Source organism: Putridiphycobacter roseus, from assembly GCF_003234935.1.
Classification (GTDB): Bacteria; Bacteroidota; Bacteroidia; order Flavobacteriales_D; family Crocinitomicaceae; genus Putridiphycobacter; species Putridiphycobacter roseus.
In genome coordinates this window covers 203,271-219,899 of record NZ_QKSB01000004.1, presented here as the reverse complement: position 1 = coordinate 219,899, position 16,629 = coordinate 203,271, and the positions used below count along the sequence as shown (strand labels likewise).

11 protein-coding genes are annotated in these 16,629 nt (G+C 34.8%); 6 read left to right on the top strand and 5 right to left on the bottom strand.

The features are described from left to right. The first annotated feature begins 119 nt into the window (after positions 1-119). The 3 genes from DNU06_RS08835 (at position 120) to DNU06_RS08825 (ending at position 3,186) form a co-directional block, all read left to right on the top strand. Positions 120-1,145, top strand: a complete 1,026-nt coding sequence (locus DNU06_RS08835) for a T9SS type A sorting domain-containing protein (RefSeq protein ID WP_111062891.1) — start codon at positions 120-122, stop codon at positions 1,143-1,145. 63 nt (positions 1,146-1,208) lie between these two features. Continuing rightward, complete coding sequence (locus DNU06_RS08830) at positions 1,209-1,775, top strand: L-threonylcarbamoyladenylate synthase (RefSeq protein ID WP_111062890.1); 567 nt, start codon at positions 1,209-1,211, stop codon at positions 1,773-1,775. Between the two features lie 4 nt (positions 1,776-1,779). Further along, positions 1,780-3,186, top strand: coding sequence for a CCA tRNA nucleotidyltransferase (locus DNU06_RS08825; RefSeq protein ID WP_111062889.1), 1,407 nt, complete (start codon positions 1,780-1,782; stop codon positions 3,184-3,186). On the opposite strand, the gene DNU06_RS08820 is transcribed toward DNU06_RS08825, so the two are convergent. After that, on the bottom strand, positions 3,183-3,647 hold the full coding sequence (locus tag DNU06_RS08820; RefSeq protein ID WP_111062888.1) for a hypothetical protein: 465 nt from the start codon (positions 3,645-3,647) through the stop codon (positions 3,183-3,185). The genes DNU06_RS08825 and DNU06_RS08820 overlap by 4 nt on opposite strands. Before the next feature lies 1 nt (position 3,648). After that, positions 3,649-5,214 carry a nucleoside recognition domain-containing protein gene (locus DNU06_RS08815; RefSeq protein WP_111062887.1) on the bottom strand — a complete coding sequence of 522 codons (1,566 nt, stop codon included), beginning with the start codon at positions 5,212-5,214 and terminating at the stop codon, positions 3,649-3,651. A gap of 154 nt (positions 5,215-5,368) precedes the next feature. Between DNU06_RS08815 and DNU06_RS08810 the strand changes: the two genes are divergently transcribed. After that, entirely contained in the window at positions 5,369-5,914 is a 546-nt protein-coding gene (locus DNU06_RS08810; RefSeq protein ID WP_111062886.1) for an acyl-CoA thioesterase, read from the top strand. A gap of 21 nt (positions 5,915-5,935) precedes the next feature. Here the strand turns inward: DNU06_RS08810 and DNU06_RS08805 are convergent, their stop codons facing one another. From DNU06_RS08805 to DNU06_RS08795, 3 genes are read right to left on the bottom strand one after another with little or no spacing between them, the layout of a single operon-like run. Continuing rightward, the gene (locus DNU06_RS08805) at positions 5,936-8,029 is read right to left on the bottom strand and encodes an OmpA family protein (protein WP_111062885.1); all 2,094 of its coding nucleotides are present in this window, start codon (positions 8,027-8,029) and stop codon (positions 5,936-5,938) included. Positions 8,030-8,039: 10 nt separating this feature from the next. After that, positions 8,040-9,041: a PorP/SprF family type IX secretion system membrane protein gene (locus tag DNU06_RS08800; RefSeq protein WP_111062884.1), complete on the bottom strand. Its 1,002-nt coding sequence runs from the start codon at positions 9,039-9,041 to the stop codon at positions 8,040-8,042. Positions 9,042-9,043: 2 nt separating this feature from the next. Next, positions 9,044-9,826: a M43 family zinc metalloprotease gene (locus DNU06_RS08795; protein ID WP_111062883.1), complete on the bottom strand. Its 783-nt coding sequence runs from the start codon at positions 9,824-9,826 to the stop codon at positions 9,044-9,046. Between the two features lie 115 nt (positions 9,827-9,941). Between DNU06_RS08795 and DNU06_RS08790 the strand changes: the two genes are divergently transcribed. Both DNU06_RS08790 and DNU06_RS08785 read left to right on the top strand, forming a co-directional pair. Continuing rightward, positions 9,942-14,315 carry a PKD domain-containing protein gene (locus tag DNU06_RS08790; RefSeq protein WP_111062882.1) on the top strand — a complete coding sequence of 1,458 codons (4,374 nt, stop codon included), beginning with the start codon at positions 9,942-9,944 and terminating at the stop codon, positions 14,313-14,315. 117 nt (positions 14,316-14,432) lie between these two features. Continuing rightward, positions 14,433-16,592: a S8 family peptidase gene (locus DNU06_RS08785; RefSeq protein ID WP_111062881.1), complete on the top strand. Its 2,160-nt coding sequence runs from the start codon at positions 14,433-14,435 to the stop codon at positions 16,590-16,592. Positions 16,593-16,629: the final 37 nt, after the last annotated feature.

The following is a 16,629-nucleotide window of genomic DNA, read 5'->3' as shown; positions in this document are numbered from 1 at the left end:
AACCTACTATAACTAAAACAATTTTTGCGTATTTCTTTAAATCAAACAAGTAAATATTTTTTAAATTAAATACAAAGTTGTTAATTTGTGTGGAATTAAAATAGAAAACTGCCATTAATATGAAAAAACTAATACTTTCTTTTGCCTTATTTACCGCATTTATATCTAATGCGCAATCTATTTCGCTGAGTGACACCTTGTCAACAGGAGATATGTTTCAATACTATTTAGTGGATTCAGCAACACCGAGCCAGGCTTCAACCATAGGTAATGCTGCGGGGACGACTTGGGACTTTTCAAATATTATTTTAGTAGATGACGCAGGTCTTTATAATACTTCCGTAATTGATATTGCAACCTCTTCATTTGCAACCGATTTTCCAGCTGCTGTTTATCATGAAGACTTTAATAGTGGTGTTCAAACATTTTTTGAAAATACAACTACAAATGTAATAACACATGGTTTTGTGTTTTCTTCAGGTGGGTCAGATTATGTGATTAAATACAATACAGATGTTTTAGATGGTTTACCTTTTCCTATCGCTTTTGGGGATGCTACAAATGATGTGATTTCAGGAGAAGCAACGGTTCCTACTTTTGGAACAGTCGCAATTAGTGGAACAGCCACAATTGAAGCAGATGGTGAAGGAGAATTAAAATTACCAGGTAATACATACGCGAATACTTTAAGAGTTAAAACAGTTGAAACGCTTTCTGGTCTAACTTTACTTGGAAATGCGACCATAACAAGAACATCTTATAATTACTACCATACCGCTACTAGTAATTTTCCTATTTTTATTTATGGTGATATTGTATTAACCATTCCAGGAATGGGGGCAATTAACCTAAAAATGATTTGGTCTAAAGATGCTAATCCAAATTACTTATCTAATGAAACATTGAAAAGTGATGCATTTACCGCTAAATTATACCCAAACCCATCCACAGAAGGTGTAACATTATCGCTGAATAAAATAGGAGCTAATATAGAAATATTAAACACCATTGGAAAAATAGTTTATTCGAATTCAGCTACAGGGTTAAATAATTACATAGATTTATCAACTTTAAGTACAGGAGTATACTTCGTGAGAGTTAGTGCTGGTAATGAAGTTATCACTAAAAAATTAATCCTTAAATAAGATAAAACTAACCTTAATTTGAAAAACCATTTATTTATAAATGGTTTTTTTTATTTTTGCAACGTGAAAAACCAAGTTGAACAAGCGTATAAAGTAATTAAAGCAGGAGGTATAATTTTGTACCCTTCCGATACCATTTGGGGTATTGGTTGTGATCCGAACAATATTGCTGCCTTAGAAAAAATTAATCAGCTAAAAAAAAGAGCTGCGGATAAAAATTTTATCGTACTCGTAAATGCAGAAAGAGTTTTAAATAAACACGTAAAGGTAATTCCAGATGTGTGTTATGATTTACTCGATTATGCCAATAAACCATTGACTATTATATACCCAAAAGGACAGTATGTTGCGCCTGCGGTATTAGGAAGTGATGGAAGTATTGCGGTGAGAATGGTCAACGAAACTACAGCGTTTTCTTACCAACTTATTCAAAAGCTTGGGCACGGTTTAATTTCCACTTCCGCCAATATATCTAATCATCCTTATCCAAAATCGTTTCAGGATATTGATGAAGAAATAAAAAAAGGTGTGGACTTTATAGTTGACCCTAGTTTTGAAAAAACAAATAGTGCTCCTTCTCAAATTATTAAAATTGGTGAAAATGGAGAGATTAATATCTTAAGAAAATAATATTTTGAATTTAAAAAGCCATTTAAACCACCAATTGTTCGAAACTGTCTCGACGGTTTCAAAAGCGAATCACTTTTCATCTTTTGTGATTGGCGGATTTGTTAGAGATATTATTTTAGATCGCCCATCTAAAGATGTAGATATAGTTGTGTTGGGAGATGGATTACTCTTGGCCGAAAAAGTGGCCGAAGCTTTGGGCGTAAAGAAAGTTGCTTTTTATAAAAATTTTGGAACCGCAGCATTTAAATACGACGATATAGAGGTGGAGTTTGTTGGGGCAAGAAAGGAATCTTATAATGAGGATTCTAGGAATCCAATTGTGGAAAAAGGAACTTTAAAAGAAGATCAAGACAGGCGTGATTTCACCATTAATGCTTTGGCTATAAGTTTAAATGCAAGTTCCTTTGGCGAGGTGATTGATCCTTTTAATGGATTGGAAGATATTTCAAAGAAAATAATTAAAACACCTTTGACACCTAATATTACATTTTCAGATGATCCTTTACGTATGTTACGGGCTATTCGATTTGCTACCCAATTGAACTTTAAAATTGACTTGGAAGCAAAGCATGCGCTCCAAGAAAATGCTGGTAGACTGAAAATAATTTCGACAGAAAGAATAGTAGATGAACTAAATAAAATAATTATGTCACCTGTACCTTCGAAAGGGTTCAAGTTGTTGTTTGATAGTGGCCTATTAAAAGAGTTTTTTCCTGAAATGGTTGATTTATACGGTGTAGAGACTATTGATGGAAAAAGTCACAAAGATAATTTTTACCATACATTAGAAGTATTAGATAATATCAGTATGAATACCAACGATTTGTGGTTGCGTTGGGCAGCTATCATGCATGATATTGCCAAGCCAAGGACCAAAAGGTTTAATCCAAAAGTTGGTTTTACTTTTCATGGCCACGAAGATGTTGGCGCTAGAATGGTTGCTGGAATCTTTAAAAAGCTGAAATTACCGCTGGATAACAAAATGAAATATGTCCAGAAATTAGTTCGTTTACATTTAAGACCTATTGCTTTGGTAAAAGGAAATGTAACGGATTCAGCCATTAGAAGATTGTTGTTTGAGGCAGGGAATGATATTGAGGATTTAATGACGCTTTGTAATGCTGACATTACCTCTAAGAATGAATTTAAGGTACAGAAATACAAAAACAACTTTCAAAAAGTAAGAAAAAAGCTAAAAGAAGTAGAGGAAAAAGACCATGTTCGAAATTTTCAACCGCCTATTACTGGGCAAGAGATTATAAAAACTTTTAATTTAGAACCTTGCAAATTAGTTGGGGAGTTAAAGTCTGAAATAAAGGAAGCTATTTTGGATGGGAAAATAAAAAATAACTACCAAGAAGCATATACGTTTTTAATTGAGATAGGTAAAGATCACGGCTTAAGAATTTAATCTCTGCTGATTCTATGCACATCATTATTGTTCAACTCAATTTCATCTTTTAAGTGTTCAATTTTCTTTGAAATCAAAGCCATATCTTTATGGTTATTGTCTACCAACCATTGGAATCCAGCAGCTTCTCCGTCGGCAGATAATGCCATATTTTTTAGGATGTGAAAACCGTGGACATCCAACCATGCTATGGCATTTTTGTTTCCTTCCACACCATTAATCATGGCCATTAAATGCGCATAGCCATTTTCTAATAACCAGGTCCTTGCATCTTCTTTTAAATACAAAGCGTACACAAACAATCCCAAGGCCCGATATTCACTTTTCAGTAAAACTTGTAAGCATTTTTCATCCCCTGAGATGGCTTCAGACCATACACTTAATACTTTTGCAGGAAAATCAAGTGGTTGCAACTTTACCTTTCCTTCAATTTGTTTCTTTTTTTTCTTTTTTCCGAACATTTTAAAATATACCTAAATATTGAATTGCCGTAATCTTTTGTTTCGATATCACCAATTTAACGTTCTTTTTGTCTAAAGTTTCATTTGAGGCCTTAATAAATCCAAAATATTGATCATTTTCTTGAATAAGGCTATTTTTAAACTGAGTAGATTGGTCTGTTTTGAAAAATTGCGTTATGGCTTGTTCCTTATTAATGGCAATGGTATCATAGGTTTGGTCGTATAGTACAATGTCTTCACTCATGTAGGTTGATAATTGTTCAAAATTACGGGTTTGCCAATGTGTTTGAAAATCATTCAATACTTCATTCGGACTAAGTTGCGTTTGATTAATGGTGGAGCCAAAGAATAAATAGGCGATTACTATGGCGGAAACAATACCTGCTAAATCGGCAATCAGACCTGCTTTTATTGCGTATCGGGTCTTTTTTATTCCAACGGACCCAAAATATACAGCAACTATGTAAAAAGTGGTGTCTGTAGCACCCTGTAAAGTTGCACTCAGTTTTCCAGCAAAACTATCCACACCATGTGTTTCAAAAATATCCAACATCATGCCACGAGAGCCAGTGCCACTCAATGGTCGTAACAAGGCAGTGGGCAAAGCATCTACAAATTCGGTACTGCTGGTAAACAAAGCAAAAAACCATCTAAAGCCTTCAATCAAAAAATCGAGTGCTCCCGAAGCACGAAATACGCCAATAGAAACTAAAATGGCCACCAAGTATGGAATTATTTTAATGGCAATACCAAATCCATCCTTCGCACCTTCGATAAAGGATTCATAAACATTCACTTTTTTAACCAAAGCCATGATAATAAAAGCACAAATTAAACCATACAAAACGATACTACTAAATAAACTCGATTGTACTGCCAAGTCTTCCGGTGTTAAACTAGTAAAGTACCAAAGAATACCCGCAATAATTAGGGTAAGTCCTCCTATGTATGCCAATACAACTTTGTCAAACAAATTTATTTTTTGATAAATTGCAACCGTAATCAAACCAATTAAAGAAGCAAAAAAAGTGGAGATTAAAATGGGGATAAATATATCAGATGGATTTTCAGCGCCAAATAAATTTCTGTAATTCATTACCGCTACAGGTATTAAAGTTAGACCTGAAGTATTTAAAACTAAAAACATGATCTGTGCATTGCTGGCTGTATCTTTATCTGGATTTACCGTTTGCATTTCGTTCATGGCTTTCAATCCCATTGGTGTAGCGGCATTGTCAAGTCCTAACATGTTGGCCGAAAAATTCATTAACATGGAACCCCTCGCCGGATGGTCTTCAGGAAGGTCTGGGAAAAGTTTGTTAAAAAAAGGTCCAACTAACCTGGATAAGATACGTATTGCGCCACCATCTTCTCCAATTTTCATAATCCCTAACCATAGACATAAAACACCTGTTAATCCTATGGCAATAGTAAAGGAGGTTTCTGCCATGTCAAAAGTACTATTCACAATGGCAGAGAAAACATCCATGTCTCCACCAATTGTTTTCACAATGGCAACAACGAGTGCAATTAAGAAAAATCCAATCCAAATATAATTTAAAACCACTTTTTAATTTTTTTCTAAATTAAATACTTCTTTCATAACTTGAACATAAACCCATGAATACTATCAAATATTTTTTGTGAATGTGGAAATGGTAAATGGTAATTTGGCTAAAACTCACTTATATTGACTACATTTAATTCATCATAAAAACGCTATGAACTTCAAAGAAATAAAAGACTCAAGAATAACCATTACTCAATTAATGTTGCCATCTAATTCTAATTTTAGTGGTAAAATACACGGTGGTTTTATACTCAATTTAATGGATCAAATTGCATTTGCATGTGCCTCCAAACATTCTGCTTATTATTGTGTTACTGCTTCTGTAAATAAAGTCGATTTTTTAAAACCGATTGAAGTAGGGGAGCTTGTCACTCTTAAAGCTTCCATTAATTTTACAGGTAGAACTTCTATGGTAGTTGGTGTAAGGGTAGAAGCTGAAAATATTCAAACAGGTAAGAAAAAACATTGCAACTCCTCTTACTTTACCATGGTAGCAAAAGATGAAAATGGTAAAAGTGTTCCTGTTCCAGGAATTATTTTAAAAGACGCTAATGCCGTGAGACGTTATGCTAGAAGTGTTAGAAGACAAGAGCAATCGGAAACGAGGAATAACAAATTTAAAGAAGGGAACTTTATTTTAGAAGAGCACATGATTGAATTGGAAAATGAAAATGTAAGAATTGAACTGAAACTGTAAAGGTGTAAATGCGAAAGCAATTTAGAAATTTATTTTTTTCTCCCTTTTATATTTTTTGTCTTTTGCTTCCTCATCCTCTTCTTGCTCAGGAAGGTTTCTTTTTAATTCACTAATTACCTTAAAATCGGTTCTTCTGTTTAAACTTCTTCCTGTTGGATTATCTGATCCATCTTCATTTTGATTGGATGCGATAGGCATGGTTTCTCCGTACCCTTTATATGCTAAACGCATTGGGTCAATACCCTTGTCAACTAAGTAATTTACCACACTTTTGGCTCTTTTAACGGAGAGGTTCATATTGTACGCGTCTTTTCCTACATTATCTGTATGAGAAGATATTTGAATGACAATATTTTCTTTGTCTAATAGTAATTGATAAAGTGTGGTGTCGATTATTGCTTTTGCCGACTTACTAAGTTGCGCACTGTTATACTCGTATAAAATTCCTTTTAAGATAATTGGTTCCTCTGGAATTTTTTCTAAAATGATATCTTTATTAATGGCTATGGATTCGCTAATGGTGGCAGTCGTTATTTCTGTGTTTTTTGAATAATATCCTACTTTAGAAATTTCAATGGAATAAGTGTACCCTTGGTTTAAGTTTAATTCAAAACTGGATTGATGTAGGTCTTCTTTCTTAATCAATACCTTCTCGCCAGTATTAGGGTTATTCAAATAAACGTTCAATTTAAAATCATCTAAAGATTCATTTTCCACATTCTTGACTTCCGCTAAAAATTCTATTTTAATAAATTCAGAAAAAGTGAATTCATATAAATCATCACAGCAAGTTTCACTCAATAGTGCCATTCCTCCAGCCCTATTAGAGATAATAAACCCACCACTTTTGTCCTTGTTTAATACAAAATCTAAATCGTCATAAGAGGAATTAATTCCTTTACCTAAATTTTCTGAGGGCTCCCATTTTCTTTTTTCGCCAAAGGTTTTATAAATATCATACCCACCAAATCCAATTCCACCATTAGAACTATAATATAAACTGTGTGCAGTATAATCGTAAAAAGGGGTAGCTTCGTCTCCTTTACTGTTAATTCTTGAACCAGCATTTTTGGGCGTTTTAAATATTTCTCTTCTTTTATTGTATTCTGTGTACCATAGGTCTAATCCCCCTTTTCCTCCTGGTCTGTCGGAAACAAAGTAAATCAATTCAGCATTGGTTCTAGAGTCAATGCCAATTGCAGGTTGTGTGGTAGTAAAATTAGGTAAATTAATACTTTCATTCATTTTTACTGGAGCTGTCCAATTTTCGCCCGTTTTTTCTGTATAATACAAATGACAAACAACTTTATTTTGCCAGTTTTTCTGACATATCGTATAGTACATTCTATTGCCATCTGGGGATAAGGTTGCATTCCCAACGTGTGCATTTTCTTGATTAAAAGGGCCTTTAAGTTCGCCTTGTGATTCCCATTCATCATTTATTTTTTTTGCTGTATAAAATTTCCGTAATGGAACTGTCATGCTATCATGTGCACTAATGTTATAATATTCAACGCCTTCAATGTTTAAAGAACCATAGATTAGGTTGTTTTCATCTACAATAATTGGCGAAAATTCAACATGGGGTTTATTTATGGTACGGTTTAAATGGTTTATAATGGCGGTAGGGGCCGAATCCTTGTAAGTGATTGCAAAATCGCAGGAAGCAATTCCTTTTTTATACTGGTCTCTATAATAAATATCATCTACATATCTAGCTAGTTTTTTAAAGGCTAAATAATTTTCTTTTGCTGCTTCATATTTCCCTTGTGCTACTTGCATTCTTGCAAGTTCAAAAACAGCTAAAGGATATGCTTTCGGATCGATAGAATCAAGTTTTGCATACCAAACTTCTGCTTGCTTATAGTTTCTGGTGAATTTAAAAAGTTCTGCTACTTGAAAATTAAGGTCGTTATTTTTTGGTTTTCTTTTAGCCCATTCTTCATAATAATATAAAGCAGTATAGGTATCACCAAGTCTTAATGAATTTTTTGCTAAGCCTTTGAGTTCTTTTAATTTTATATCTGTCAATGCTTTTTCCTCTCCCTGTGCAATTAAATAAGTTGCATTAGAAAATATAAAAATAACGGTATATAAAATGGTTTTTAAATTCATGTTATTTAAATTAGTATCTATCGCAAGGTATTGCTAATTTTTTTGGATTAAACATAGGGAATGTATACACGACTGACCATTCTAAGCTTGACTTACTATTGTTGTATTGGCTCAATTGAGACACGTTAATATCGTAACTAAAGCCTACGTCAAATTTATCTATATTAAATCCAATCGTAGGAAAAATAGCGTCAATGTTTCTACTAAAACCTGTTCTCATCATTACTCCTGCATATATGTGGTGAATGATTTTTGAGTTAAGGTGTTTTTTAAGGTTGGTACCAACAATTAAATCTTGCGCATTGGTAGTCCACATGTATAGAAATTTAGGTTCAATGGAAAGATTATTTTTTATTCGCCAATCCACTTCTGTGAAAAACACCTTACGCATCCTTAATCTCTCTATATAAGTTTCATTATAGGTGTCTTTTGGTTTGTTTATGTGGTATACGGAAAATCCTACCGTGGGGGTTATATTGTTGAACTTACGCGACCATACTAGTCCCATATTTGCATCAAAATATGCTTGATTAGCCGATAAGTTGGTTTCTCCATTTTGAACATTTTGGTCGAATTCTCCATTTAAATAAACCCATTGGTTCGGGAAGGTTTGGTTGGAAAAATCGGTACTACTTAAAACCACTCCCATTTGGATACCTGCACTTAATTTATTTAAACCAAGTCTTTTTGTATAACTCGCATTTAGTAAAAATTTATTGGTCCTTTGGTTATAACCAGCAAACTGGTCATCATTAAATAATATGCCGACATTTAATTCATCTGCATGAATAAAAAAGTGTTTGTCAAAGGAAAAGAAAATGGTGTTTAAGGGGGTGCCAGCTTCGCGCCATTGATTTCTATAGTTTCCTGAAAATTGGTAAGTACCGTCATACCTTCCTGAAAAAGCAGGGTTCAAGTTCATTTTATTCGTATAAAACTGTGATAAATGAAGATCTTGACCGAATCCAACGGTGATAAAACTAAAGGTGAGTAAAAGTAGAATAAATCTCATGACTACCACATTTTTGGATTTGAATTCAAGTAGGTATTAGCCATTCTTAGGTATTGACCATGCGTAAAATTACATCCTCCAGGGTAATATGACATGATATTTTCAACATTAGGAATGTAATAATCTCCATTCGCATCTAAACCATCATAAAGGTATTCGTTTGTCCCTATTTCTACCCATGCTATACCAGAGTCTTCATAAAAAGGGTCGGCGGGTGTATCGCATACCAAATCTCCTGCCGTGTCGCAATTACTGCCATCTACCAATTCTGGATTCGCAGACAAGGATCCTTCCCATGTGTGATACAGTCCAAAAAAATGACCCATTTCATGCGCAATTACAGAAAACCCATGTGTTTTTACAATCACAAGTCCGCCGCTATTTGTATTGGCTACTCCTCCTAAACTTGCAAAACTACTCCCTTCTAAGGTGTTTTGAACAAAAAACATGTTGATGTGATTGGCTACATGATGGTCAACTTGTAATTGAGGCCATTCTGTACTGTCTATATTATCAATTATGTCGTACTGGAAATTGTCAATATATCTAAATTCGCAGATTTCGAAAGATACACATATGTCGTCCCATAAATTATTTAAACTTGTAACATGAGCTATAATATCACTTTCTAAAATGTTTGGCTCGCCTAAACTGTCTTTAGTGATGTGTACTACTATAGAGAATTTTTTCTCCAAGCATGGCAATGATTCAAATACGTTTTGTGAAAAAACAGTGGTACTTGATAAAAACAGAATACAAAAAAATAAATGAAACACTTTTTTCATGTAAATAAAAAATAAATTGTTGTTATTGTCAAAAGTATGTAATATAAATCATTTAATTATAGTTTTTTAACTAAATTTAGCGCATTATAATAAAAAAGCTTTAACTTTCCATTTGATGAAATTTTTGAAAGAATTATTACTTTGTTTGTTTTTTGCTACATTTTATAATCAAAGTGTATATGCTCAAACTTCAGATATAAATGAAGGTTGTCTTCCTTTAGCGATAAACTTTACTGCGCCTGCTGGATCTTCTACTTTTTTCTGGGAATTTGGAGATGGAAGTACTGCAAATATTGCAAATCCTTCGAATACTTACATCACTGCTGGTACTTTTACGGTTAACTTTAGGGAAGTTGCTGGAGGTCCAATAATCGGAAACATTACCATAGATGTTTACCCAACACCTATACCAACTTTTACACTAAATAATGAACAAGGTTGTGCACCTTTAAATGTGAGTTTTAATAATACAACCGTTTTAAATAACGGCATTACCATAACTAGTTTAAGTTGGGTGTTCAGTAATGGAGGTAATACAACGGGGACAAATCCGGTATATTTCTTTCCTTCTGCGGGTAGTTATGATGTCTCCCTTTCATTAGTGACTAATTTAGCTTCCTGTAATGCCAGTTTACAATATAATAATGTTATTAATAGTTCAACGCCACCCAATGTTTCATTTTTAACTTCGCCAAATCCCCCAATGGGTTGTGTTTCCCCTTTAAATGTAAATTTTCAAAATACTTCTACTTCTCTATGGGGCCCCTTAACTTACGCTTGGGATTTTGGAAATACAAATACTGCAACAACTACAAATCCCCAAGGACAACAATTTACTACAGGGCAATCACAGGTGGTTTTGGTGGCTACAGATACCAATGGTTGTGCAGACTCTAGCTTTACCATGGTGAATGTTGGGGAACCTTTGGCTAGTTTTGAAATTTCTGATACAATCTGTATAAATACGCTCGCTAATATTGTAAATCTTTCCAGTCCTGGTTTATATAATTGGAGCACGGATCCAAGTGGTACTTTTGTGTTCACGGGGGGGGCACAAGTAAGTTTTAATTCGGGAGGTTACCATGACATTACACTTACTATTTCTGGAGCCTGTCCAAAAGATACTACTATTACTGTATTTGTGGAAGATATAGATCCATCTTTTACGTCGACGCCAGATTTTGCTTGTCAAGAACCTATGCTTATTCAATATACGCCAACAGATTTAAATGCTGCAAGTTATTTGTGGACCGTAGCAGACACGTTATTGACCACAACAACACCATTATTTTCATACACTACTGGTGATACGAATGCGTACTCGATTAATGGTGAAATTATAATTACAACGACTTTACAAATGACCACTGCTTTTGGATGCGTAGGCGTTGCCGTGCAAGTGGATACCTTAAACAAACCCAATGCAATTATTATTCCGGATGTCGTAGATGGTTGTGTGCCTTTGTCCGTTGAATTTAACGATTCAAGTGCTTCATTTTCTGATATTACCAATTGGGAGTGGCATTTTGGAGATGGTACGGTAGTGACAAGTGCAACCGACCAGAATCAAAGTCATACTTATACAAGTACAGGGGAGTTTAATGCTTTTTTAATTATTACAAATGCTAATGGCTGTAAGGATACTTCTTATTTTGTAACCATTGCTGTTGGAGATGTCCTTACACCAAATTTTTCTGTAAGTAACACGGATATATGTCCGGGTGAAAGTATTCTTTTTACAGATATTACAGCAGGACCTTTAGCCGATAGTGTTGATGCTTGGCATTATTATTCAGAAGATGCCAGACAATTTAGTTGCTTTGACGTAGCAAACCCATCATGGTCCTATTACCATGAGTCTGGTCCACAGGATGTAACTATGGTGGTAGGGTTTAATGGTTGTTACTCCCAAACTACGCAAACCGCGTTGATAAATGTCAAAGGGCCAATAGCAGATTTTAAGTATAGTATAGATTGTGATACGCCATTAGACGTGCTATTTGAGAGTACTAGTCAAGATGCAACAACATTGTCGTGGAGCTTTGATGACTTAACTACAAGTACAGCTTTAAGCCCCACACATACTTTTGCAAATTCAGGTGATTACTATGTGAAATTAGTAGCCAGTAATGCTTCTACTGGATGTGCAGATGATAGCATCACTTTTTTAGTGCAAGCAAGGAACTTATCTGCTGCTATAGCTTATGATACTTTATGGTGTGCAGGAACTGAATTTACCATAGATGCTTCCAATTCTGTAGATGTTTTTGAAAGTTGTAACATGGGGTATACTTGGTTTTTTAGCGATTCTACTATGCGACCTTTAATGACAGAAAAGCCAATAGATTCAGTGTTGTTTAATCAACCGGGAATGAACGAAGTTATGTTGGTGGTACGTGATATTCATAACTGTAAAGATACCGCTTGGGCATTTGTAAACACTTATGGTGTAACGCCAATAATTTCCATGTCCGATTCTTCTATTTGTACTCCAGATACGTTGAATTTTATATCCCTAAGTTACGCAGATACAACCATAGCGAGTTGGATTTGGAATTTTCCAGATAATGATTCCGCGTTTGTTGAAAATCCAACACATATTTTTGTTCCCGATTCGAATGTTGTTGGAAATGTGCCAGTTGGATTAGAAATTACAGATGTACTTGGTTGTAAAACCAAAACAACATTAAATTTAGATATTTATAAACCAGTATCTACTATTACAGTGCCTGACATTACTATTTGTAGTGGTACAACTGTTCAATTTCAAGCAAGTGATTTTACGACTTATGGCTCTAGTTTGACTTATGAATGGGATTTTGACGATTCGAATACTAGTACTATTCAAAATCCTTTAAATACCTTCGTGCAAGCTGGAGAATACCATGTGAATATGGCAATTGCAGAAATTGCTTCTGGTTGTTTAGATACTAGTTCAATTATTATTACAGTAGCAGATTACCCAGTAGCTGACTTTTCCTCTTCCGTAGATTCGATCCTGTTTGTATGTCCAGATGATAATGTGATTTTCACCAATACAAGTACTGCAATAAATGCAGCTAGTTATTCCTGGGATTTTGGAAACGGATTAAATTCTTCCATTATTAATCCAGGAACAGTATTCGATACAAATGGAACTTATACCGTGCAATTGATAGTCACCTTAAATTCTCCTTTTGGGTGCAGCGATACAATTAATAAACTGATTATGGTACAGCAACCATCTGGTGATTTTATGACTGATTTGGGATTAGATACTATTTGTAGATTAGGCATTGTAACATTTGATATCACGGATAGTATTTCTGTGGGAGATTATTATTGGGACTTTGGGGATGGAAAAGGTGCTGGTGCAGTAAGTCCAGTTTCGAATCAATACACCTTTGTTCCACCAGGCGGCCAAACTTTGGCTAAATTAATCATGACTAATGTGGATGGTTCTTGTCCACTTACTAGAACAAAACCAATAAATATATTTGATGTGAAAGCTGATTTTATTAGAAATGGAAATGATATAGATACCGCCATTTGCCCAATGCCATATCCTTTACAAAATAACGCCAATAATGCCAATTCCTATTATTGGGATTTTGGAGACGGACAAACTTCGACTTTGGAGAATCCAGGCGCACATAATTACGATACGACGGGAACTTTTGATGTATTATTAGGAATAAAAAATAATACTTTAACCTGTACTGATACCATAGTAAAATCGATTATTATTTATCCAAATCCTATTATTGAATTACAAGGAGACACGATTTGTGAAGGTGATTTTGCAAGTGTAATGAACTTAGTTACGGATACTAGTTATTCTTATGTATGGACCAGTGACCCTGTATTCTTGGTAAATAACGCCAATACGCAAATAGTAAACGATAAACCAACTTCCAATACAAATTACTACCTAACCGTTACCAATGCATATGGTTGTACTGTATCTGATTTTACAAGTGTAAAGGTTTACAACCCAATTAATATTCCAGATTTTGATACCACCATTGTCATTGGTGATTCTATTTTTTTACCAATGCCTTATGATGGGACTCACTATACTATTATTTGGGATCCTTCTAATGGATTGAGTTGTCTAGAATGTCCAAATCCTTTTGTGCAACCTTTAGTCCAAACCAGCTATCAATTGGTTATTACAGATGAAATTGGTTGTTTTACTGACGAGGCTTTGTATGTCATAAAAATTCACCCAGAAACTTTTATCAGTCTACCTACAACTTTCACCCCTAATGGAGATGGCAATAATGATTTGATTTATGTTGAAGGCTGGGGGATTAAAGAGTTAATGGAATATAAAATATTTAACCGTTGGGGAGAATTGATTTTTGAAACGGATGACATAAATGTTGGATGGGATGGGTATTATAAAGGTATGCTTCAAAATAATGACGTCTATCTTGTACAAGTAAAAGCAATGACTTGGAGAAATGAACAAAAAAGCTACGAAAGCTATATTAATTTAATGCGATAAGCTTTTGCACTGTTTTTATTAGCCATTTTAAATGAGGTGGGAATAATATAGACTTTAAGATATTCTTCCATTAATTCTATTTTATACTTACCTTTCCTTTCCAAAACTTCTCTAAGCATGAAAAAATATATAGTTATTGCAGTCTTAATGATAACGCACTTTTCTTTTGGGCAAATAAAAATGTCACAAAATTGTAAGTTTGATTTAAATTTTATCGAAACACAGTATAAATCAAATGCACATAAATTAGATCAGAAATTATTACACCAATATCCTATTTATTACCTTTCTAATCGATATTACTTGGCTGTACTGGTTAAAATTAAGTCAAATTTCAATAAAAATGAGTTAAAAGCACTAAATGTGATGTTGGGAGGGCAAGTAGGTACAATTCTCTCTCTTAAAATTCCTTTAGATGCTGTGGTTTCTTTCTTAGAATTAAAAGGGATAGAGACCCTACAGATTGCTGGTAAAATTAAACCCACCTTGAATAAATTATTAGTAGATACAAAGGTAGATAGTGTACACCGTGGACTAGGTTTGCCAGAAATTTATTCGGGTAAAGATGTTTTGATTGGCATTACCGATTGGGGATTTGATTATAGTTCTCCAATGTTTTACGACACTTTACTGCAGGATACAAGAATTTTGGCGGCTTGGGATCAGTTTAAAACTTCTGGACCGCATCCAAGTAATTTTAATTATGGAACAGAGTATGCTTCAGCAATTGATTTAGCGAATGCGGCTGCCGACACGGCAAATATTTATTCGTATGCAACACACGGATCACATGTTGCTGGAATTGCTGGAGGTAGTGGTGCAGGAACTGTGTTTAGAGGAGTAGCTTATGAAGCAAACTATTTAATGGTTACTTTTTTGGTCGACGAATCGGCAGTGTTAGATGCTTGGGAATGGATGTATGAAAAAGCTTTACAAGAAAATAAAAGGTTAGTCATTAACATGAGTTGGGGACTTTATCACACTGGTGCGTTGGACGGAACTTCTTTACTGAGCCAGGCACTGGATAATTATGCAGAGCAAGGTGTAGTTTTTGTGACCTCGGGTGGAAATAATGGAGATGTAGACTTTCATGTGAAACACGATTTTTTAAATGATTCTATAAAGACGAGAGTTAATTTTTATTCTGGTGCGACTAATAACTTATGGGGACAAAGTATTCATGGTTGGGGAGATGCAGGAAATTCATTTGAAGCAAGATTTTCTATCGTGGATGGAAGTGGGCAAGTTTTAAACGCTTCCCCTTGGTACAATACTAGCACTTTAACTAATTATATCGACTCGATTATTGTCGTTGGAAATGATACTGTGGCTTATAACTTATCCATGGATGCTTCCTATCCAACAAATGGTCGACCACAAATGAGGTTGCGGATTAAAAAACCTGGTGTTTTGAGAATTGTTTTAGAAAGTACTGCGCCAAGTGGGACTGTTCATTTTTGGAATGTCACTGAACTTAGCACGGATGTTGGAAATTGGGGCATGGATTTTACAGCTATTCTACCAGATTATTTAGCAGGAGATGCTAATTATGGTATTGGTGCTCCGGCTTGTTCTGGTAAGGCCATAACGGTTGCTGCGCATAGTGCTGCGTACGCAAATTTTAATGGCACTATATACGGTGGACAAAAAGCTAATTTTTCTAGTGTTGGTCCCTTGATGAATGGCAACTTAAAACCAGATATCTCTGCGCCTGGGGTAAGTGTCGCTTCTTCTATCTCTTCTTATACCGATAATGGTTTTTCCCAAATTACTTCGGTCAATTTTAACAATAGAACATACCCTTTTGCACGTTTTAGTGGTACTTCAATGTCTTCGCCAGCTGTGGCAGGTATTGTGGCGCTTATGCTTCAAGCCAATCCTTTCCTTTCTCCGTATCAAGTTAAAAATATCATTATCCAAACAAGAAGATTGGACGAGCACACAGGAATGATAGGTCCAAACGGAGATGTGGCTTGGGGACATGGTAAGATAAATGCTTTAAAAGCCATTAAAGTAGCCGTTAACACCGTTGGAGTTCTTGAAGTGGCGCAGCCAATCGATTGGAAAGTTTATCCAAATCCTACCCATCAAATCCTTTATATTGAAGGCTTGACGGAGTCGGTAAAAGAGATGCAAATCATTAACTTAAACGGACAAGTGATTGCCAGTGAAATGAGCAATAATAAAGTGAATGTGGCTGATTTGTTGCCTGGGTTTTATGTTTTACGTGTTCAATTTGAAAATAAAGTAGAGCAAACAACATTTATTGTAGAGTAATTTTGTTAGGAATAATGGGAATCTGCGACATAAGTTA